Source organism: Streptomyces sp. CA-181903 (assembly GCF_050937075.1).
Taxonomy (GTDB): domain Bacteria; phylum Actinomycetota; class Actinomycetes; order Streptomycetales; family Streptomycetaceae; genus Streptomyces.
The window spans coordinates 6,358,100-6,377,893 of sequence record NZ_JBNJLY010000001.1 but is presented as its reverse complement, the minus strand read 5'-3'; the positions used below and the strand labels follow the sequence as shown (position 1 = coordinate 6,377,893).

The following is a 19,794-nucleotide window of genomic DNA, read 5'->3' as shown; positions in this document are numbered from 1 at the left end:
CGGGAGACGGCGCTCACTCCCCGGGGTGTTGACCCGGCACCCCGCACCGTGAACGATGATCCGATCGAGCTCTTCCTCTCGCATCCCGTGCAACTCCCGCACCCCAGGAGGACAGTTGGACGTCCAGGGCCCCTCGGGCACTCGCCTCTCTCCCCTCTCCCGGCGCAGATTCCTCCAGACCACCGCGGGTACCGCCGCCGTGGCCGGGATCGCCGGGGTGACCGGGGTGGTTCCGACGCCGGCGGAGGCGACGCCCGCCGCTCCGGCCGGAACGGCGGCGTCCGGGGCGCCCGTGCTGTCCTTCACCGCCACCACCAACGGCTCGGCGTCGCTCTTCGGCGACCGCGTCGTGGCCGAGGTGCAGAACGTCCTCTGGTCGCTGCCCCGCAAGGGCGGGGAGGCCGTGGCGATCACGCCGCCGGACCTGGAGCCGACGCGGCCCGTGCACTCCCCGGACGGCCGGCTGCTGGCCGTCTGCGCGTACCGAGGCGGCGGCTTCCACATCTGGACGCTGCGGCCCGACGGGTCGGGGCTGCGGCAGCTCACCGACGGCCCCTGGGACGACCGGGGCCCGTCCTGGTCCCCCGACGGCACCCGGATCGCGTTCGCCTCGGAGCGCCAGGGCGACCCGGTGGCCGGGAGCCCGTACCGGATCTGGACGGTGGACGTCCGGACCGGCGCGCTCACCCGGGTGACCGGGCTCAAGGACCAGGACGGGCCGCTGCAGGACGGCGCGTGGGAGGACTTCGACCCGGTCTGGTCGCCGGACGGCAAGCGGCTGCTGTTCGTCCGCGGCCAGGCGACCAAGGACGCGCTGGTGTCCCGGACGGTGGCGTCGGTGTCCGCCGACGGCCGCGGCGCGGTCCGCGTCGAGCACACCGAGACGGCGAAGGCGCAGGTCATGACGCCCGCCGTGAGCCCGGGCGGGCGGCTGGCGTATCTGCGGACGACCGCCGCCCCCACCGCGTCCTGCACCCTGGTCGTCGACGGCGCGGCCGTGCCCGTCGACGGTGACGTGGAGCCGGTGCCGCCGCGGTGGATCTCGCGCGACGAGTTGCTGCTGACCGTCGAGGGGCAGTTCCGGGTCGTCCGCGTGGCGCCCGCCGGGGGCGGCAGGGAGCCGTCGGCGTCGACCGTCGCCACCGTCCCGTTCACCGCGAAGCTGCCGGTCGACCGGCCGCGCTACCGCGTCAAGCGGTACGACGTCGAGGTCGGCGGGGTGGGCCGGGTGCGGGCGGTGCACCTGCCGGCGCTGTCCCCGGACGCCCGCCGGGTCGCGTTCGCCGCGCTGAACGCGCTCTGGGTCGCCGACGTCGACGGCGGCGCGGCGCCCCGGCGCGTGGTGCGCGCCGACGTCACCCGCTACCTCCTCGGCCCGGCCTGGACGCCCGACGGCAAGGCGCTGGTCTACGCCGACGACCGCTCCGGCCTGCTCGCCGTCCGCCGGCACGACCTCGGCTCCGGCGAGGACACCGAGCTGGCCGGCGGCGGCCGGGTGAGCCCGGCGCTCTCCCCCGACGGCAAGCGGCTGGCCTGCCTCGACCTCTCCGGCAACCTCCTCGTCCGCGACCTCGCCGCCGGCACCGACCGCGTCCTGGCCGCGCCGATGGGCGGCGGCGGGCTGCCGGGCCGGCCGAGCTGGTCGCCCGACGGTCGGTACGTCGCGTACTGCGACCGCAACCGGCTGAACCAGCGCTTCCGCGAGGGCTACAACCTCATCCGCGTCGTCAACACGTCCGACGGTGCCTCCCGGCTGCACGCCCTGGCCCCGCACGTCTCGATCTCCGACCGCTACGACTCCGGCCCGGTCTGGTCGCCGGACGGCCGCCACATGGCGGTGATCACCGAGTCCGCGCTGTGGCTGCTGCCGGTGAAGCCCGACGGCACCCCGGCGGGCGCGCCCCGCCGGCTCACCGACGAGGCGGCCGACCACCCGTCGTGGTCGGCGGACTCCCGCCGGATCCTCTACCTGTCGGCCGGGAAGCTGCGCCTGCTGGACGTCGGCGCGAACGAAGCGCGGACCGTGCCCGTCCGGCTCGACTACCGCCGCCCGACGCCCGCCGACACGGTCGTGCACGCCGGCCGGTTCTGGGACGGCACCGGGAACACCGTCCGGGAGGACGTCGACGTCCTCGTCCGCGACGGCCGGGTGCACTCCGTCGAGCCGCACCGGGCGGGCCGCGCCGCGCGGCGCCGGGTGGACGCGTCCCGGCGGACGGTGCTCCCCGGCCTGTGGGACGCGCACACGCACCCCTGGCAGATCACCTACGGCGGCCGGCAGACCGCCCTCCAGCTCGCCTACGGGATCACCACGGCCGTCTCGCTCGGCGGCGCCTCCTACGAGCAGGCCCGGATCCGCGAGGCCGTGGCCGCCGGCGATCTCGCCGGGCCGCGCCTGCTGACCTGCGGAGAGCTGCTGGACGGCAGCCGGGTCGCGTACAGCATGGGCCGGGCACACCGCACCCGTGAGGGCCTGCGCCGGTCGCTGTCCCGGGCCGCGGCGCTGGACTGGGACTTCGTGAAGACGTACGTCCGCGCGCCCGGGTGGGTGATCGAGGAGGCGGCCCGGCACGCCCACGACGTGCTGGGGGTACGCACCGGTTCCCACCTCTGCACCCCGGGCGTCCAGCTCGGCCAAGACCTGACGACGCATCTCCAGGCCACGCAGCGGCTGGAGTTCGGGCACGCCACGTCCGCGAGCGGCCGGGCGTACGAGGACGTGCGGGAGATCTACACCCGTACGAACTTCCACATGATCGCGACCATCTTCACCTCGACCCCGCTCATCGGCGAGCAGCCGGGTCTCGCCGAGGACCCGCGGGTGACGCGGCTGATGCCGCCGTGGGACGTGGACCTCGTCCGCAAGACCGCCGCCGAACGGCCGACCGGCGACCAACTGGCCACGCTGCGCACCGAGGTGGACGTCTACCGGCGCATCCTCTCCGACGGCGGCCTGGTCGCCCTCGGCACCGACGCCCCACTGGTGCCCGTGGGCCTCTCCCTCCACATGGGCCTGCGTTCCCTGCACCGCTACGGCCTCTCCCCCGCGGAGGCGCTGCGTACGGCGACGGCGATCCCGGCCCGGGTGTTCGGCGCGGAACGCGACCTCGGCACTCTGGAGACCGGCAAGCTCGCCGACATGACGATCGTCGACGGCGACCCGTTCACCGACTTCGACTCGCTGGTGCGGACGGAGTCCGTCCTCCGCGGCGGCCTCCCCTTCGAGCAGCGGAAACTCCTCGACGCCTACGCCGGCGACGCGGCTCCGGCGGCCCGGCACGGCAGTTCGACGCACGGCGAGTGGCTGGAGGTGGGACGGCTGCTGCGGCGCGACTCGTGCTGCGACCCGGGGCACTGAGGGGGCGCTGTGGTCTAAGGCGCTGAAGGGCCACTGTGGTCCGGGGCGCTGAGAGACCACTGTGATCGAGGAGACCGCTGTGATCGGGCCCTGAGAGACCGCTGCGGTCCCGGGTACCGAGAGGCCGGCCCGCGCCACGCCCCGGGCCCTCGCCCACATCCGCGCGGCGTTCCCCGGGAGGTGACCGGGGGCCGCCGCGCGGCGGTCCGAACGGCGAGGGGCCGGCGGTGGCGCACGGCCACCGCGCCGGAGAGGTGCGGAGCCCGGCCTATCTACTTGCCGTGATCTCCGTGGTGGTTACCGTGGTGATCGCCGTTCTCACCGTGCCCGTGGCGGTCGCCGTTCTCGCCGTGCTTGTGGTGATCGCCGTTTTCACTGTGCCCGTGGCGGTCGCCGCTCTCGCCGCGCCCGTGGTGGTCCCGGTCCTCACCGAGGCCGTGGTGGTCGCAGTCGTCACCCTTGCCGCGATCGTGGTCACAGCCCTCACCCCGGCCCTGGTGATCGGCGTGGTGATCGCCGTGGTGATCAGCGTGGCGATCGCCGTGGTGATCACCGTCCCGCCCCTCATGGCCGCGGCCGTGGTCGCAGTCCTCGCCCCGGCCCCGGCCGTGGTCGTGGTGGCCCTTCCGGTCGCCGTGCCGGCCGTGGTCACAGTCGTGGCCGCACAGATGGGTGACCGCCGCGTTGCCCGACCTCGCGTCGGACTGCGGGGTTTCGGTGGCCGAAGCGGCTCCCGCTCCCGTCATGAAGAGTGCCGCCGCGAACGGGACGGCGGCCATGAGCGTGAGGGCGCGAGCCTTGCGGATGCTTGCCATGCCGGTCCTTTCGAACGGCCGGAACCGCGGGAACGGCGGCCCGGTCCGAGTCGGTTTCCTGGTCGCCTCCCAGTTGACACCCGGCCGCCGGGCGAACCGCCGCGACCATGGGGTCCTTCATTCTCAAGGGTGTACAAGACGATTTAAAATCGCTCACCGATCCCTCTCGATCACACGCCAATCCCGCAGCCGCGCAAGGCCGGTTGGCGACTCGCCGGAGCCGACGGCGTCCCACGCCGCTCGGTCCGGCGAAGAAAGGCGAGTGCCACGGCCGAGGTGAGGGCAATTGGCCTGATATGTGGTGTCGTTGAGGGGCGAGTGGGCCATAGGTTCGCCGGGTATTCCCGACTTCCGGAGGTACATCATGAGACGGCACATCTTCACCGGCGCCCTTGCCGCCGCCTGTCTGATCGTCCCCTTCCAGGCCCACGCCGCGGCTCCGGCCCCGCCGGACGCACAGTCGGCGGCCACCGTGTGGGACAAGTGCGAGGCCGCCCTCGACTCACCGCACGAGTCCCACACCAATCCGGACGTCATCAACGTCCACGCCGACCTCAAGGGCTGCAAGCAGAAGATGCCGGAGTACTCGATCTCCGTCACCCTCTACAAGGAAGGCACCCAGGTCGCGCACAACAGCGGCTCGGGCAAGAACAAGTTCAAGGCACGGGTCGTGGCCAACTGGCCGCCGCCGAAGGGGCAGTGCCACTCCTACTCGGCCAAGGCGGACTTCACGATCACGGCCGGTGGGAAGACGCACCACGTCACCCTGGAGAACCACAGCCAGGGCACGATCTGCATCAAGAAGTAGCGAACACGGCCGGTACGGCTCCGTGCCTGCCGGCCACCACCGAACACAGGCGAGGCGAACGACATGAACGCGCACACTCTCTTCCTCGCGGTCGGCGACCGGACCGGCCGGCCCGATCCGACCTTCGCCCTCACCACGCTCGCCGTGGAGACCGGACGCCTGGAGGAAGCCGAGCGGCGCGCGGCCGACGCGCTCGCCGGCCTCGCACCCGACGCGGACTGGATGGGCCTGGCCCCCTCCGTCCGGCGCGAGATCGTCGACCGGGTACGGACGGTGCCGCACTACGCGGTCGACCACACCGAGCACGACCGCGATCCGGAGCGCTCCGCCTCCCCCCTGGCCGACTGCCTGCGCAGCCTCGCCACGGGCGAGACCTTCGCCGGGATCACCGCGCAGCCGTACACCGTGTACCTCACCGGCGGCCTCGTGGTCGGCGACCCGGCGTCGGCCCCCTCCTCGCCGGCGCCCGGGCCGTCCACCCCGACGCCGAAGCCCGTTTCCCCGGCCTCGCCCGCCTCACCACCCTCCTCGCCACGGCCGCCGCGCCCTCGATCGACGCCGCGGTCGTGGACGAGGAGGACTTGTACGACGCCTTCGACCGGTACGCCCTCGGCGGACTGGCGTAAGCGGGACGCACCGCCGCCGACACGACCGGTTCCGCTCGCCCTGCCCTCCCCGCCCTCACGCCCTCACAACGCCCCTACCCCGCACCGCACGCACGCCGGCCCCGGGCGAGCCGCCGTCGGCCCCGTACGGGCGCCGCGTCCCACCGTCGTACCCGCAGGCGCGGCACGTGGGGGTGCGCGACGTGTCCGCCGGCGGCGTCCGGTGGACGACACGTTCGATCACGGCCGCGGTCGGTGCGGCGGATCCGGGCCGGGAGGCGCTCGTCGGGGACCCGCCGCAGGTGGACGGTGAAACCGCTCAACCGGGAAGCCGCGCCTCAGCGTTCGGCCGCGAGGTCCAGTCGTGCCGCCGGGGCCGGGGCCCGTCCGGCGCCGCGCTCCTGGGGGATTCCGCCGCCACGGCCTGCCACCAGGGGTCCGGGCGCAGTCCGGCCGCCGGTTCGAAGGGCTGGCCGGGGCGGGGGACGGCGTAGCGGACGCCGGCGCGGCGGGCGGCGGTGACGGTGCGTTCGGCGGGCTCGTCCCAAGGGTGCGGGGCGAGATTGAAGGTGCCCCAGTGAATGGGGAGGAGGACGCCGCGCTCGGCGGGGGCGGAGCCCTGGAGGTCGAGGTGGGCGCGCAGGCCCTCCTCCGGCTCCATGTGGATGTCGGGCCAGAACTCGCTGTACGCGCCGATCTGGATCATGGTGGCGTCGAACGGGCCGTAGCGCTCGCCGATGCCGGCGAAGCCGGGGAAGTAGCCGGTGTCACCGCTGTGGAAGACGCGGTGCCGGGGGCCGGCGATGACCCAGGAGGCCCAGAGGGTGTGCTGGGTGTTGCGCAGCGCGCGTCCGCAGAAGTGGCGGGCGGGGGTGGCGGTGAGGGTGAGTTCGCCGACGAACGTCGTCTCGTGCCAGTCGAGTTCGGTGATCTGCCCCGCCGGGATCCCCCAGTGCTCCAGGTGCGCGCCGACGCCGAGCGGTACGACGAACTCCGTTCCGGTCCGGGCCAGGGCGCGGACGGTGGGCATGTCCAGGTGGTCGTAGTGGTCGTGGGAGATGACCACGGCGTCCACCCGTCCGGTCTCGGCGAGCGGTATCGGCACCGGGTGCAGCCGGCGGGGGCCCGCGAAGGCGAACGGCGAGCAGCGCTCGGACCAGACGGGGTCGATCAGCACCCGGTGGCCGTCGATCTCGGCGAGCACGGCGGAGTGGCCCATCCAGGTGAGCCGCAGCCCGGACTCGACGGGTCCGGCCAGGTCGGCGACGGTCGTCGGGTGCACGGGGATGGGGTGGGCGGGGGCCCGGCGGACCCGCTCCTCCTTGCGGAAGTACGTGGGCAGGTAGCCCAGCATCGAGCGGGTGCTCGGGGTCCGCTCGGGGCCCGGGGGGTTGACGAAGACGCCGCCCGCGAAGTGCGGTGAGCGCCGGATGCGGGCCATCCGCTCCCCCGACGGGTCGGCGCCGAAGGCGGCCGGGCGGAGCGCGTCGAGGGGGTTTCTGGGGACGCGGAAGCCGGTCACGGCACCTCCAGGCGTGGGGAAAGGTCCGTCTCATTATCGGACGGTCCCGCCCGCCCGCGCCATCGTTGATCGTTTTCCCTCCGGCCGGGCTCCCACCCCGGCGCTCCGCGCACGCGGCGTCCACGTGCGCGGAGCGCCCGGACCCGGAGGTCAGGCCGGCAGCGGAGCGTCCGCCGCGACCAGCCCGCTCGCGCGGAGTTCCGCCCAGAACGCGGCCGGGACGTCCTCGTTCAGCGCGGCCGTGTCCTCGGCGATGCGGCCGGGCCGGGTGGCGCCGGGGATGACGGCGGCGGCCGCCGGGTGGGCGAGGGAGAACTGCAGGGCGGCGGCCTTGATGCTCACGCCGTGCCGCTCTGTGAGGGCCTTGAGCCGGCCGACGCGCTCGATGATCTCCGGCGGGGCCTGCTGGTACTCGAAGTGGGTGCCGCCGGCGAGGACACCGGAGCTGTACGGGCCGCCGACGACCATGTCGACGTTCCGCTCCTGGGCCATGGGCAGCAGGCGCCCCAGCGCGTGCTCGTGGTCGAGCAGGGTGTAGCGGCCGGCGAGGAGGAAGCCGTCGGGGCGGGGCTCGTCCAGGGCCAGGGTCAGTTCGATGGGCTCGGTGCGGTTGACGCCCAGGCCCCACGCCTTGATGACGCCCTCGTCCCGCAGCCGGTCCAGGACGCGGAAGGCCCCGGTGCGGGCCTCTTCGAACTTCCCCACCCACGCGTCGCCGTGGAAGTCCTGGGCGATGTCGTGCACCCAGACGATGTCGAGGCGGTCGACGCCCAGGCGCTTGAGGCTGCCCTCGATCGAGCGCTCGGTGGCCTCGGCGGTCCACTCGTGGAGCACCTTGTTGGGGTTGCCGTGCTCGAAGAGGCCGCCCTTCTCGCCGAAGTCGGGGACGGCGGCCTCCGGCTCGTCGAGGATGACCCGGCCGACCTTGGAGGACAGCACGTAGGAGTCGCGGGGCTTGCCGGACAGCACCTTGCCCAGGCGCTCCTCGGCCAGGCCGGCGCCGTAGAAGGGGGCGGTGTCGTAGAAGCGGATGCCCTGGTCCCAGGCCGCTTCCACGGTGGCGAGGGCGTCCTCCTCGGGGATCGCGCGGAACATGTTGCCGAGGGGGGCGGTGCCGAAGCCGAGTCGGCCGGGAAGGATTCCCTTGAGGGACATGGTGGTGCCTTTTCGATCGGTGTCTGCGGGTGGCGGCGGCCCGGGCGCGGGGAGACGCGCCGGAGGGGCCGCGGCGGTCGGGTACGCGGCGGGCGGGGTCTGTGTCCACCGGGCCGGGACCGCGACACAGCACTATTTGCGTGCGCCACTTAGCTGCTTCGACAATAGTTGCAGACGCGGGATTAATGCAAACGCCTTACAACCCGCTGACCCGCAGAGTGATGTTGAGCCGCCCGGTCATTCCGAGCCCCGCGGGAGCCGTACCCGGAAACGTCCGGGGCACACCGTGGTACGCGAGCCGGGACGGCCCGCCGAAGACGAAGAGGTCGCCGCTGCGCAGCTCGACGTCCGTCCACGGGCGCGTCCTGGTCTCCGTGTTGCCGAACCGGAACACGCAGGAATCCCCGAGGCTGAGCGAGACGACGGGGGCGGCGGACCGCTCGTCGCCGTCGCGGTGCAGGCCCATCTTGGCGCCGGCGTCGTAGAAGTTGACCAGCGCGATGTCGTACGGCTCGGGGCCGGGCGGCGTCCCGTACGCGCGCGCCACCGCGTCCCGGGCCAGTGCGCCGAGCCGGCGGGGGAACGGCTTGACGGGGGCGCCGTCGCCGTCGACGACCGTCCGGGCGTACCCGTACGGGTACCAGTGCCAGCCCAGGCAGACCGTGCGGACGGACATCTCACCACCGTTCGGCATCCGGACGGTCCGCAGGCCCGCGGGCGGCCTCGCCCACTCCCGGCAGTCGCGGAGGAGCCGGCGCTGGGCGGCCTCGTCCAGCCAGCCGGGGACGTGCACGGCTCCCGGCGCCACCTCGGCGGGCGCCCGGGGGAACAGCTCGTCGTGCATGAGTCCAGGCTAGGCGCGGCGGATCGCGCGAAGCGCGCGGGACCGGGACCCGCGAGCGCGGGGATTCCCTTCGTATCTCTGCCCGGATACTGTCACATCCGCGCGCCCTCGCCCGTCCACCTCCCGCAAGCGACCGCCGGGCGGCCACCGGCGACCATCAGCGGCCACCGACGACCGCAAGCGACTGCAAGCGACTGCAAGCGACTGCAAGCGACTGCAAGCGACCCGCGAACGATCCGAAGCGACCCCAAGCCACGGAGAACACGGACCCCGGCGGCCGCAACGAACGAACGCCCCCGCCACCGGTCCGGCGACCCGAGAGGAGCGGCACCGCCATGGCTCGCGTCCCCCTGAACCCGCCCGCGACCCCGCTGACCCGCCTCGCCGCCCGGTACTGCCGCCGCGCCTACGGCAAGGTGCTCGACCCACTGCTCGCCATGGGCCACCATCGCGGGGTCCTGCTGGCCACGTCCGTCTTCGAGCTGGCCGTGGGCCGCTGGAAGCGGCTCGACCCCGGTCTGAAGTCGCTGGCCGTGATGGCGTCGGCCACGTCCATCGGCTGCTCGTGGTGCATGGACTTCGGCTACTGGGAGAACCGGGGGCACGGCATGGCGCACGAGAAGCTGCGCGACGTCCCGCGCTGGCGCGACAGCGACGTCTACACGCCGCTGGAGCGTGACGTGATGGCGTACGCGGAGGCGATGACGGCGACGCCGCCCACGGTGGACGACGCCCTGGTGGAGCGGTTGCGGGAGCACCTGGACGACGCCCAGCTCGTCGAACTGACCCAGATGATCTCGGTCGAGAACCTCCGCTCCCGCACCAACACCGCGCTGGGACTGACCAGTCAGGGCTTCAAGGACACCTGCGACATCCCCGCCACCACGCCCGCGACCGCCGCCGTCACCGACCGCCCTTGACCCCCACCCCGCCGTAGATGCCGACCCGGGCCAGCTCCGCCGGCGTCGGCGGCTCGCCGTCCGGGCGCCAGAGCGGCACCTGGACGACGCCCGGGTCCATCAGCTCGAAGCCGTCGAAGAACGGGACGACCTCCGCGTACGTCCGGAGCGTCACCGAGGCGGTGGCGTTCTTGTAGGCGTCATCGGCGATTCGGGCGGCCTCGCTGTGGAAGTCGGTGGTGCCGTGGCTGAGGACAAGGCAACTCCCCTCGGGCAGCGCCTCGGTGAGGGTGGCGACGATTCCGGCCGCGTCCTCCTCGTCCGTGATGAAGTGCAGGATCGCGACCAGCAGCAGGGCCACCGGCTGATCGAAGTCGATCAGGCGGCGCAGCTCCGGGTGGGCGAGGATCTTCTCCGGCTCGCGCACGTCGGCCAGCAGGAAGCTGGCGTTGCCATTGTTGGTCAGCTTGGCCCCGGCGTGCGTCGCCACGATCGGGTCGTTGTCGACGTAGACGACCCGGACGTCGGGGTCGATCTCCTGCGCCACCTCATGGGTGTTGGGGGACGTGGGGATGCCGGTGCCGATGTCGATGATCTGGCGCACGCCGCTCCCGACGACCTCGCGCACCGCGCGCAGCAGGAAGTCGCGGTTGGCCCGGGCGGCGACGCGTATGTCCGGCAGGGCCCCGATGAAACGTTCCGCCGCCGTACGGTCGACCTCGTAGTTGTCCCAGCCACCGAGGTAGTAGTCGTACATCCGGGCCGGGTGCGGCCGGCTGGTGTCGATCTCCTCGGCCGCGAATCCCCCGTCGCCCGTGCCCTGCTCCGTCACTCCCTGCCCCTTCCGAACTGTGCGGATCCCGCAACCGCCCGGCCTGTTCCGGTCGTTGCGGCCGTGCGGCGGTCCGGCCCGTGCGGCGCGTCCGGCGGGTTCCCCTCCCCCGGACCGTCCGACGGCCGTACCGCTTCCCCTGCTTGAGCTTTCTCCCTTGAGCCTGCCCGAGCCTGCTCGCGCCGGGGCTTTCCCGACCTGCTCGTCCTGCCTGGCCTGCTCGTCCCGCCTGGCCTTGCTCGACTTGCTCAACTTGCTCGACCTGCTTGAGCCCCACTCCGCCGTACCCGCCGGTCCCCCGCCGGCACCCCCGTGGCCCGCGGTTCACCGTACGGGCGCCGCGACACCGGGACGACGCCGGGGTCCCCGTCGTGCGGACCTCTCGTCTCGTCCGGTGCGCGGCACCGGCGGAGCGGGACGCCTGACTGCCGTCGTCAGCGGTGGCGCGCGCTCCCGCCGCCCGTCCCGGCCCGGCCGCTCACGTCCGCGGCCCCTCCGCCGCGCCGGCGAGCAGGAAGTCCGCCTCGCCGGCCTTGCCCCCCTGATGAACGTCTCCATTTCGCTGTGCGTGTAGATCAGCGCGGGCCCCTCCGGGTCCGTGGACTGGCGCAGGGCGACCCGGCCGTCCCTCAGGCGCATGACCTCGACGCAGCTCCCCCCGTTGCCGCCGCTCCACGGCTTGCGCCAGCCCTCGGTGCCGAGGTCGGTGGCGGGCATGCCGTTGTATATGCGATCCATGGTTCAGATCTCCTTACGAATGCCACCCAGGAATGCCTTGGTGGTGTGTGCCGGCGCGGCCTGCGCGCACATCCGGTCCAGTGCCTCAAGGAAGGCCGAGACGTCCTCGCGCTGGTCGAAATAGGAGGCGCCGATGAGGTTTTCGGCGTACGCGATGTCCGGGAGCTCCTCGATGGGGAACCGGAAGATGTGGAACGGCCCGTACATCGCCGGGTGCGGCCCGGCGGCGTACGGGATGACCTGAAGCCGTACGTTGGGCAGGGCGGTGGCCTCGATGAGCCGGTCCACCTGGGCCCGCATCACCTCGGGACCGCCGATGGGGCGGCGCAGCACCGTCTCGTCCATCACCACCCACAGCAGGGGCGCCTTCTCCCGGACGAGCAGGTTCTGCCGTTCGCGGCGGACGGTGACGGCCCGCTCGATCTCCGCGTCCGGCGCGTGCGGCTGCCCGGCGCGGAGCACCGCGCGGGCGTACGCCTCCGTCTGCAACAGCCCGGGGACGTAGTGCGGTTCGTAGGCGCGGATGACGTTGGCCTCCCCCTCCAGGCTGACGAACGCGCTGAACCACTCGGGGAGCACGTCCCGGAAGCGGTGCCACCAGCCGGGCCGGTTGGCCTCCCGGGTGAGGGCGAGGAAGCCCTCGACCTCCGCGGGGTCCTCGACGCCGTAGATCCGCAGCAGCTTCTCCACATACGGGACCTTCAGGCCGACCTCGGCCTTCTCCATCCTGCGGATGGTGGCGTGCGTGACGTCGAGCGCCCGGCCCGCCTCCTGGAAGGAGAGCCCCGCCTGTTCCCGCAGGTCGTGCAGCCGCTTGCCGAGTACGACACGCAGCACGGTCGGAGCCCCTGCCGGCCGCGCGTCCCCCACTGTCCCCTCCTCCTGCCGCGCCAACTGCCGTCCTGTGCCCAGCAGTGTGCCACGCAGTTCGCAAAGCCGACAGGCTGTGCTTTCGATTCTGCAATTTACAGACTGAAGCTTGCCACATCTGACTCACATCGCACATAGTTGCGGAGTGGTCCCCTCCCAAGACGCACCTTTGCTGGGGCGCCGCGGCGGCTGCTTCGGCGGGCGCCCGCAGGCCGCCTACGCCTACGGGTTCAATTTCCCGGCCCTCAACGCCTCGGTGGCGGAGGCGCGAAGACGAGTCCTCACCCGGCTGCGGGAGTGGGGCATCGACGAAACGGCGTGCGACGACGCCCGGTTGGTGGTGTCGGAACTCTTCACCAACGCCGTGCGGCACACGGACAGCGACAAGGTCAGCTGCCATCTGCGGGTGAACGAGGCCCTGGTGCGCATAGAGGTCGCGGACCACGGCTGCGCCCCCACCGAACCACGGGCGCGCTGCAGCGGGACGGACGAGGAGAGCGGGCGGGGACTGCTGCTCGTCGGCGCCCTCTCACAGGCGTGGGGCGTACGGCCGGACGACGCGGGGCGGGGCCGGATCGTCTGGGCCGACCTGCCGCACCGGCGGCTCTGTCCGTAGGCGGGACACCCGCCCCTCCATCCCAGGACCGCATGCGACGGATCGGGCCCCGGCCCCTCCCCCAAAGGGGAGGGACCGGGGCCCGATCCGCGCGTCGTACGCCCCGTGGACGGCTACAGCGGCAGCAGATCCGGCCGCTTAGGCTCCACGTGGTCGCCGGACGACTCCCCGCGCAGCCGCCGCCCGATCCACGGCACCAGGTGCTCCCGCGCCCAGTGGATGTTGTCCCGCCGCACCTCGGCCGGCGTCCGCAGGTCCTCCGCCGGCCACGGCTGGTCCGGGTCGGCGGGCACCGCCAGGCCCAGCACCTGTGCCGCGCGCAGCGCCACCCGGGTGTGCCCGTCCGGCGACAGGTGCAGCCGGTCCTCGCTCCAGGCCCGCCGGTCCTGCACCGAGCGCAGCGACCAGAGGTCGAGCACCGGGCAGTCGTACCGGTCGGCGATGGCGCGGACGTGCGCCGTGTACGTGGCGATCTTGCCCCGCAGGTGCTTCAGCAGCGGGACGTCCCGCGTGTCGAAGCCGGTGCACACCAGCACCGTGCCGACCGAGCCCCGGAGGTCGGCCACCGCCGCCTCGTACCGCTCGGCCACGTCGTCCGGGTCGGAACCCGGCCGCAGGATGTCGTTGCCCCCCGCGCAGAACGTCACCAGATCGGGCGCGAGCTCCTTCGCCCGCGGCACCTGCTCCTCGACGATCTGGTCGAGCAGCCTGCCGCGCACCGCCAGGTTGGCGTACCGGAAGGTGTGCTCCTCCCGCTCGTCGGCCAGGAGTACGGCCAGTCGGTCGGCCCAGCCGATGAACGAGTCGCCGGGCCCCGGGTCGCCGACGCCCTCGGTGAAGCTGTCCCCGACGGCTGCGTACGACCCGATCGCGCTCTTGCTCATTGAATTCGAATCGTCTGCCACGTCAGCACATCATTCCTGCTCACGAGTGACCTACGCCACCGTAACCAGGGGTTGACGTGCCGTGATGTATCCCACCCCGATTGGGTCGCCTCATCCGGAATAGGGCGGACGTAAGGTCGGACCGGCGCCGTGTGCCCCTCGGCGCCGCCGACGACCAGAGGAGCGCCCGTGACCCAGACGCCGCAGGTCCCCACGACCGAACCCCTGCTCGCGGAGGTCCGCAACTTCCGCGACCTGGGCGGCCTCCCGGCCGCCGACGGGCGGCGCGTACGGCCCGGCGTCCTCTTCCGCAGCGGCCACCTCGCGCGGGCCACCGAGGCCGACACGGCGTTCCTCGGCTCGCTGGGCCTGCACACCGTCTTCGACTTCCGCAACGCCGCCGACATCGCGAGCCAGGGCGCCGACGTGCCGCTGCCCGGCGTCCGGTACGTCAACATCCCCATGAGCGACCAGGCGGACGGCGACGAGTTCTGGCGGATGGTCCACCAAGGCACCCCCGAGCAGTTGCGCACCATCCTCTCCGACGGCCGCGCCGCCGCCCGCATGACCGCCTCCTACCGGTCGATCATCACCCACCGCACCACCGAACACGCCCGCGTCCTACGGGCACTCGCCGACGGCGACGCACCCGCCCTGATGCACTGCGCCGCCGGCAAGGACCGGGCGGGCCTGGCCGTCGCCGTCACCCTGCTCGCCCTCGGCGTGCCGCGCGATGCCGTCGAGGCGGACTACCTGCTGTCCGACGCGCCGCACCGGCGCTTCCCGGTGCGACGGGAGGTCGCCCTGCCGCCGGAGGTGCTGGAACTCCTCTCGCCGCTGTTCGCGGCGCGGTTGGAGTACTTGGCGGAGGCGTTCGCGACGATCGACGAGAAGTGGGGGTCGGTGGAGCGCTACTTGAGCGAAGGGCTCGGCTTCTCGACGGAGGACCGGGAGCGGCTGCGGGAGCGTTTGCTGACGGCCTGACGGCCTGACGGCCGGAGGGATGCCCCGGTCCCTCCCTTTCACCGTTTCTTGCGGGAGGGCCCGCGCCCCGGCAACGCGGCTTCGCCGCGAGGTCCTCAAGCGCCGGACGGGCTGGGTGGTACGCCCGGGCGCGCTATCCAGCCCGTCCGGCGCTTGAGGACGAGCGGCGCAGCCGCGAAAAGGGGGTCTGGGGCGCAGCCCCAGGAAACGGCGAAAGGGCGGGACCGGGGCACCCTCACCGATTCACCACAGCCTGCTTCACGAGCGTCCGCCCGAAGTCCCACATCAGCGACCCACCCCCATGCGCCTCGTCCATCACGGCAGTGAACGCGGCGACGAAGCGGTCGACCTCCCGTTCCCCGATGATGAGCGGCGGAATCAGCTTGATGACCTCCAGGTGGTCCCCCGAGACCTGCGTCAGGATCCGGTGCTTCTGGAGCAGCGGCACCACGACCATCTGCGCGAACAGTCCCTTCCGTGCGGCTTGCAGCATGGTCCACCGCCCCCGCAGCGCCAGTGACTTGGGGCGGCCGAACTCGATGCCGATCATCAGGCCCCGGCCGCGGACGTCGTGCAGCAGCTCGTACTTGTCGATGAGGGCGGACAGCCGCGACCGCAGCAGATCACCGGTGACCCGGGCGTTCTCGACGACGCGCTCGTCCTCCATCACCGACAGGACGGCGAGCCCGGCCGCCATCGCCTGGGCGTTGGAGCCGAAGCTGGCGGAGTGGACGAGGACGCGGTCCATGGAGGAGTAGACCTTCTTGAAGATCCAGTCCTTGCCCAGGGTGGCGCCGACCGGGACGTAGCCGCCGGACAGCGACTTGGCCACGCACACCAGGTCCGGCTCGACGCCCTGTTCGTGCTGGTAGGCGAAGAACTTCCCCGTCCGCCCCAGGCCCGTCTGCACCTCGTCGGCGATGAGCAGCGCCTTGTGCCGGTGCAGCAGTTCCTGCGCGGCGCGGAGGAAGCCGGGCGGGGGCAGGTGGACGCCCTTGCCCTGGATCGGCTCGACGACGAACGCGGCGACGTCGCCGCGCCGCAGCTCCCGCTCCAGCGCGTCGAGGTCGCCCAGTTCGATCGCCGTGTCCGGGAGCAGCGGGGCGAAGCCGTCGCGGAAGCCGCTCTCGCCGTTGACGGACAGGGAGCCGGTGGTGAGCCCGTGGAAGGCGTGGGCGCAGTAGAGGACGCGCGGCTTGCCGGTGGCGTAGCGGGCGAACTTCAGGGCGGTCTCGACCGCCTCCGTGCCGCTGTTGCCGAAGAACACCCGGTCCAGGTGCGGGGTGTACGCGAGGAGCTTCTCGGCGAGCAGGCCGGGCAGCGGCGGGCAGTCGAAGCGGGTGAGGTCGGCGAGCGAGGCGTCGAGGACGTCGTGCAGGGCCTTGCGGACAACGGGGTGGTGGCGGCCGAGGCCCATCACGCCGAAGCCGGCGAGCATGTCGAGGTAGTCGTCGCCGTCGGCGTCCCAGAAGTAGGCGCCCTCGGCCCGCTCGTAGACCTTGTCGAAGCCGATGGTGTGCAGCATCCGGGGCAGTTGGTGGTTGAGGTGCCGGGCGTGCAGCTCGTACCGTTCGCCGCCGCGCTCGGCCAGCAGCCGGGCGAGGTCGAACCCCTTGGCGTCCCCGGCGCCCTCTGCGCCCTTGGTGTCTTCGATGTCCTCGGTGGGTCCGGCGGTCATGCGTTCTCCTTGCGTGCCAGGACCGCGCTGATCCGGCCGGCGGTCTCGGCGGGGGTGAGGCCCAGGTCGGCCAGCACCTCGGAGCGTTTGGCGTGGGAGAGGAACTGCTCCGGGATGCCGATGGTCTCGACGGGCAGGTGGACGTCCGCGTCGCGCAGCGCCTGGGCCACGGCCCAGCCGACGCCGCCGGCGCGGCTGTTGTCCTCGACGACGGCCACCATCCGGTGTCCGGCGGCGAGGGCGGGCAGGGCGGGGTCGACCGGCTTGACCCAGCGGGGGTCGACGACGGTGCAGCCGGTGCCGCGGGCGGCCAGCAGGTCGGCGGCCTCCAGCGCGACCTCCGCCATGGTCCCGACGGAGACCAGCAGCACGTCCGGCGGCTCCGCGCGGTACAGGACGTCCATGCCGCCGACGCGGTCCACCGCCGGGACGTCCGCGCCGACGGTCGCCTTGGGGAAGCGGACGACGGTGGGGGCGTCGGAGACGTCGACGGCCTCGCGGAGCTGGTCGCGCAGCCGGGTGGCGTCGCGCGGGGCGGCGATCCGCAGGCCGGGGACGACCTGGAGGACGGACATGTCCCACATGCCGTTGTGCGACGGCCCGTCGGTGCCGGTGACACCGGCCCGGTCCAGGACGAAGGTGACCCCGCACTTGTGCAGGGCGACGTCCATCAGCACCTGGTCGAAGGCCCGGTTGAGGAACGTCGCGTAGACGGCGAACACCGGGTGCAGCCCGCCCGTCGCCAGCCCGGCCGCGGACGTCGCGGCGTGCTGCTCGGCGATGCCCACGTCCCAGACGCGTTCCGGGAAGCGCTCGGCGAACTTCGTCAGGCCCACGGGGTGGAGCATCGCGGCGGTGAGCGCCACCACGTCCGGCCGCTCGGCGCCGATGCGGACCATCTCGTCGCCGAAGACCGAGGTCCACGAGGTGCCGGTGGCGGGGGTGAGCGGCGCGCCGGTGAGCGAGTTCATCACGCCGACGGTGTGGAAGCGGTCGGCGTCGTCCTCCAGGGCGGGCCGGTAACCTCGCCCTTTCTCCGTGCGCACATGCACCAGCACGGGTCCGTGGAAGCGCTTGGCGCGGCGCAGCGCGGACTCGACGGCGGCGATGTCGTGCCCGTCTATCGGCCCGAGGTACTTCAGGCCGAGGTCCTCGAACATGCCCTGGGGGGCGAAGGCGTCCTTGAAACCCTTCTTGGCGCCGTGCAGCGACTCGTAGAGGGGCTTGCCGATCAGCGGCAGGCCCTGGATCGTCTCCTTGCCGCGGGCGAGGAACCGCTCGTAGCCGTCGGTGGTGCGCAGGGTGGCCAGGTGGTCGGCGAGGCCGCCGATGGTGGGCGCGTAGGAGCGCTCGTTGTCGTTGACGACGATGATCAGCGGCCGGTCCTTGGCGGCGGCGATGTTGTTGAGCGCCTCCCAGGCCATGCCGCCGGTGAGGGCGCCGTCGCCGATGACGGCGACGACGTGCCGGTTCCAGTGGCCGAGCACCTGGTTGGCCTTGGCGAGGCCGTCGGCCCAGCTCAGGACGGTGGAGGCATGGCTGTTCTCGATGACGTCGTGCTCCGACTCCTCGCGGGAGGGGTAGCCGGAGAGGCCGCCCTTGCTGCGCAGCTTGGAGAAGTCCTGACGGCCCGTCAGCAGCTTGTGGACGTACGACTGGTGTCCGGTGTCCCAGAGGACGCGGTCGGAGGGCGAGTCGAAGGTGCGGTGCAGCGCGATGGTGAGCTCCACCACGCCGAGGTTGGGGCCGAGGTGGCCGCCGGTCCTGGCGACCGCGTGCACCAGGAAGTGCCGGATCTCCTCCGCCAGTTCGTCCAGGTCGTCCGTGCGCAGTGCTTTCAGGTCCCGTGGACCGCGGATGTTCTCCAGCAGCGACACGCCGGCCCCCTCCTTAGCTCAGTCGGCCTTGTCTGTTCCGGGTCGCCGCCGGGCCTTCCGTGCCGTCCGGATCTCTCCGGGCGCCCTCCGGCCCGTCGGCTCCCCGGGTCGTCCCCGGCCCCTCGTGCCGGGTCCCGTGTCGGTTGCGCTAGCCGGCCACGGTGACGGCGGGCGGCCCGGAGGGCGTACCCGCCGCCGCCATGTCACCGGCCAGCTTCATCGCTTCGTCGATGAGGGTCTCGACGATCTTGGACTCGGGGACGGTCTTGATGACCTCGCCCTTCACGAAGATCTGCCCCTTGCCGTTGCCGGACGCCACACCCAGGTCCGCCTCACGCGCCTCACCCGGACCGTTGACCACACAGCCCATCACCGCCACGCGCAGCGGCACCTCCATGCCCTCCAGGCCCGCCGTCACCTCGTCGGCCAGCTTGTAGACGTCCACCTGCGCCCGCCCGCACGACGGGCACGAGACGATCTCCAGCCGGCGCCGGCGCAGGTTCAGCGATTCCAGGATCTGGATGCCGACCTTGACCTCCTCCGCCGGCGGCGCGGACAGCGAGACGCGGATGGTGTCGCCGATGCCCTCCGACAGCAGCGCGCCGAAGGCGACGGCCGACTTGATCGTGCCCTGGAAGGCCGGGCCTGCCTCGGTGACGCCCAGGTGCAGCGGGTAGTCGCACTGCGCGGCGAGCTGCCGGTAGGCGTTGACCATGACGACCGGGTCGTTGTGCTTGACGGAGATCTTGATGTCGCGGAAACCGTGCTCCTCGAACAGCGACGCCTCCCACAACGCCGACTCCACCAGCGCCTCGGGCGTGGCCTTGCCGTACTTCTGCAACAGACGCCGGTCCAGCGAGCCCGCGTTCACCCCGATACGGATCGGCGTGCCCGCCTCGGAGGCCGCCTTCGCGATCTCCTTGACCCTGTCGTCGAACTGCTTGATGTTGCCGGGGTTGACCCGCACGGCCGCACAGCCCGCGTCGATCGCCGCGAACACGTACTTCGGCTGGAAGTGGATGTCCGCGATCACCGGGATCTGCGACTTCGCCGCGATCACCTTCAACGCGTCCGCGTCATCCTGCGTCGGACACGCCACCCGCACGATCTGACAACCGGAAGCCGTCAGCTCCGCGATCTGCTGCAACGTCGCACCGATGTCCGACGTCCGCGTCGTCGTCATCGACTGCACCGACACCGGCGCGTCCCCGCCCACGGCCACCGACCCGACCCGGATCAGCCGGCTGGGCCGGCGTTGGGCGATCCGGGCCGGGACGGACGGCAGTCCCAGCGAAACCGTGGTCACGAC

The 19,794-nt window shown here is 72.6% G+C and carries 16 protein-coding genes and 1 pseudogene; 7 read left to right on the top strand and 10 right to left on the bottom strand.

The genetic code is table 11. The annotated features are described in order from the left end of the window. The first annotated feature begins 115 nt into the window (after positions 1-115). The 4 genes from ACQEVS_RS28355 (at position 116) to ACQEVS_RS28340 (ending at position 5,899) form a co-directional block, all read left to right on the top strand. Positions 116-3,358, top strand: coding sequence for an amidohydrolase family protein (locus ACQEVS_RS28355; protein WP_433024920.1), 3,243 nt, complete (start codon positions 116-118; stop codon positions 3,356-3,358). A 281-nt stretch (positions 3,359-3,639) separates the two neighbouring features. Beyond that, on the top strand, positions 3,640-4,320 hold the full coding sequence (locus tag ACQEVS_RS28350) for a hypothetical protein (protein WP_433024917.1): 681 nt from the start codon (positions 3,640-3,642) through the stop codon (positions 4,318-4,320). 217 nt (positions 4,321-4,537) lie between these two features. Continuing rightward, positions 4,538-4,981: a hypothetical protein gene (locus ACQEVS_RS28345; protein WP_433024914.1), complete on the top strand. Its 444-nt coding sequence runs from the start codon at positions 4,538-4,540 to the stop codon at positions 4,979-4,981. Positions 4,982-5,044: 63 nt separating this feature from the next. Continuing rightward, the gene (locus ACQEVS_RS28340) at positions 5,045-5,899 is read left to right on the top strand and encodes a hypothetical protein (protein ID WP_433024911.1); all 855 of its coding nucleotides are present in this window, start codon (positions 5,045-5,047) and stop codon (positions 5,897-5,899) included. Between the two features lie 6 nt (positions 5,900-5,905). Here ACQEVS_RS28340 and ACQEVS_RS28335 read toward each other — a convergent pair whose 3' ends face one another. The 3 genes from ACQEVS_RS28335 to ACQEVS_RS28325 form a co-directional block, all read right to left on the bottom strand. Continuing rightward, entirely contained in the window at positions 5,906-7,108 is a 1,203-nt protein-coding gene (locus tag ACQEVS_RS28335; protein WP_433024908.1) for an MBL fold metallo-hydrolase, read from the bottom strand. Between the two features lie 150 nt (positions 7,109-7,258). Beyond that, positions 7,259-8,263, bottom strand: a complete 1,005-nt coding sequence (locus tag ACQEVS_RS28330; protein WP_433024905.1) for an aldo/keto reductase — start codon at positions 8,261-8,263, stop codon at positions 7,259-7,261. Positions 8,264-8,459: 196 nt separating this feature from the next. Further along, on the bottom strand, positions 8,460-9,107 hold the full coding sequence (locus ACQEVS_RS28325; protein WP_433024902.1) for an alpha-ketoglutarate-dependent dioxygenase AlkB family protein: 648 nt from the start codon (positions 9,105-9,107) through the stop codon (positions 8,460-8,462). Positions 9,108-9,442: 335 nt separating this feature from the next. Between ACQEVS_RS28325 and ACQEVS_RS28320 the strand changes: the two genes are divergently transcribed. Beyond that, positions 9,443-10,027, top strand: a complete 585-nt coding sequence (locus tag ACQEVS_RS28320) for a carboxymuconolactone decarboxylase family protein (protein ID WP_433024899.1) — start codon at positions 9,443-9,445, stop codon at positions 10,025-10,027. On the opposite strand, the gene ACQEVS_RS28315 is transcribed toward ACQEVS_RS28320, so the two are convergent. The 3 genes and pseudogenes from ACQEVS_RS28315 to ACQEVS_RS28305 all read right to left on the bottom strand — a co-directional run bounded on the left by ACQEVS_RS28315 (position 10,011) and on the right by ACQEVS_RS28305 (position 12,446). Beyond that, positions 10,011-10,838: an SAM-dependent methyltransferase gene (locus ACQEVS_RS28315; protein WP_433024896.1), complete on the bottom strand. Its 828-nt coding sequence runs from the start codon at positions 10,836-10,838 to the stop codon at positions 10,011-10,013. The genes ACQEVS_RS28320 and ACQEVS_RS28315 overlap by 17 nt on opposite strands. Before the next feature lie 478 nt (positions 10,839-11,316). After that, positions 11,317-11,576, bottom strand: a pseudogene (locus ACQEVS_RS28310) (DUF397 domain-containing protein). Between the two features lie 3 nt (positions 11,577-11,579). Beyond that, positions 11,580-12,446 carry a helix-turn-helix domain-containing protein gene (locus ACQEVS_RS28305; protein ID WP_433024894.1) on the bottom strand — a complete coding sequence of 289 codons (867 nt, stop codon included), beginning with the start codon at positions 12,444-12,446 and terminating at the stop codon, positions 11,580-11,582. A gap of 145 nt (positions 12,447-12,591) precedes the next feature. Here ACQEVS_RS28305 and ACQEVS_RS28300 point away from each other — a divergent pair, with 145 nt between their 5' ends. Beyond that, positions 12,592-13,062: an ATP-binding protein gene (locus tag ACQEVS_RS28300; protein ID WP_433024891.1), complete on the top strand. Its 471-nt coding sequence runs from the start codon at positions 12,592-12,594 to the stop codon at positions 13,060-13,062. Between the two features lie 113 nt (positions 13,063-13,175). On the opposite strand, the gene ACQEVS_RS28295 is transcribed toward ACQEVS_RS28300, so the two are convergent. Beyond that, complete coding sequence (locus ACQEVS_RS28295; protein ID WP_433024888.1) at positions 13,176-13,967, bottom strand: SGNH/GDSL hydrolase family protein; 792 nt, start codon at positions 13,965-13,967, stop codon at positions 13,176-13,178. Positions 13,968-14,135: 168 nt separating this feature from the next. Here ACQEVS_RS28295 and ACQEVS_RS28290 point away from each other — a divergent pair, with 168 nt between their 5' ends. Further along, on the top strand, positions 14,136-14,930 hold the full coding sequence (locus ACQEVS_RS28290; protein ID WP_433024885.1) for a tyrosine-protein phosphatase: 795 nt from the start codon (positions 14,136-14,138) through the stop codon (positions 14,928-14,930). A gap of 235 nt (positions 14,931-15,165) precedes the next feature. Here the strand turns inward: ACQEVS_RS28290 and ACQEVS_RS28285 are convergent, their stop codons facing one another. The 3 genes from ACQEVS_RS28285 to ispG form a co-directional block, all read right to left on the bottom strand. Further along, on the bottom strand, positions 15,166-16,608 hold the full coding sequence (locus ACQEVS_RS28285) for an aspartate aminotransferase family protein (RefSeq protein ID WP_433024882.1): 1,443 nt from the start codon (positions 16,606-16,608) through the stop codon (positions 15,166-15,168). Then, on the bottom strand, positions 16,605-18,485 hold the full coding sequence (gene dxs / locus ACQEVS_RS28280) for a 1-deoxy-D-xylulose-5-phosphate synthase (protein WP_433024879.1): 1,881 nt from the start codon (positions 18,483-18,485) through the stop codon (positions 16,605-16,607). Before dxs ends, ACQEVS_RS28285 begins: the two co-directional genes overlap by 4 nt. A 148-nt stretch (positions 18,486-18,633) precedes the next feature. After that, positions 18,634-19,791: a flavodoxin-dependent (E)-4-hydroxy-3-methylbut-2-enyl-diphosphate synthase gene (gene ispG / locus ACQEVS_RS28275; RefSeq protein WP_433024877.1), complete on the bottom strand. Its 1,158-nt coding sequence runs from the start codon at positions 19,789-19,791 to the stop codon at positions 18,634-18,636. Between the last annotated feature and the right edge of the window lie 3 nt (positions 19,792-19,794).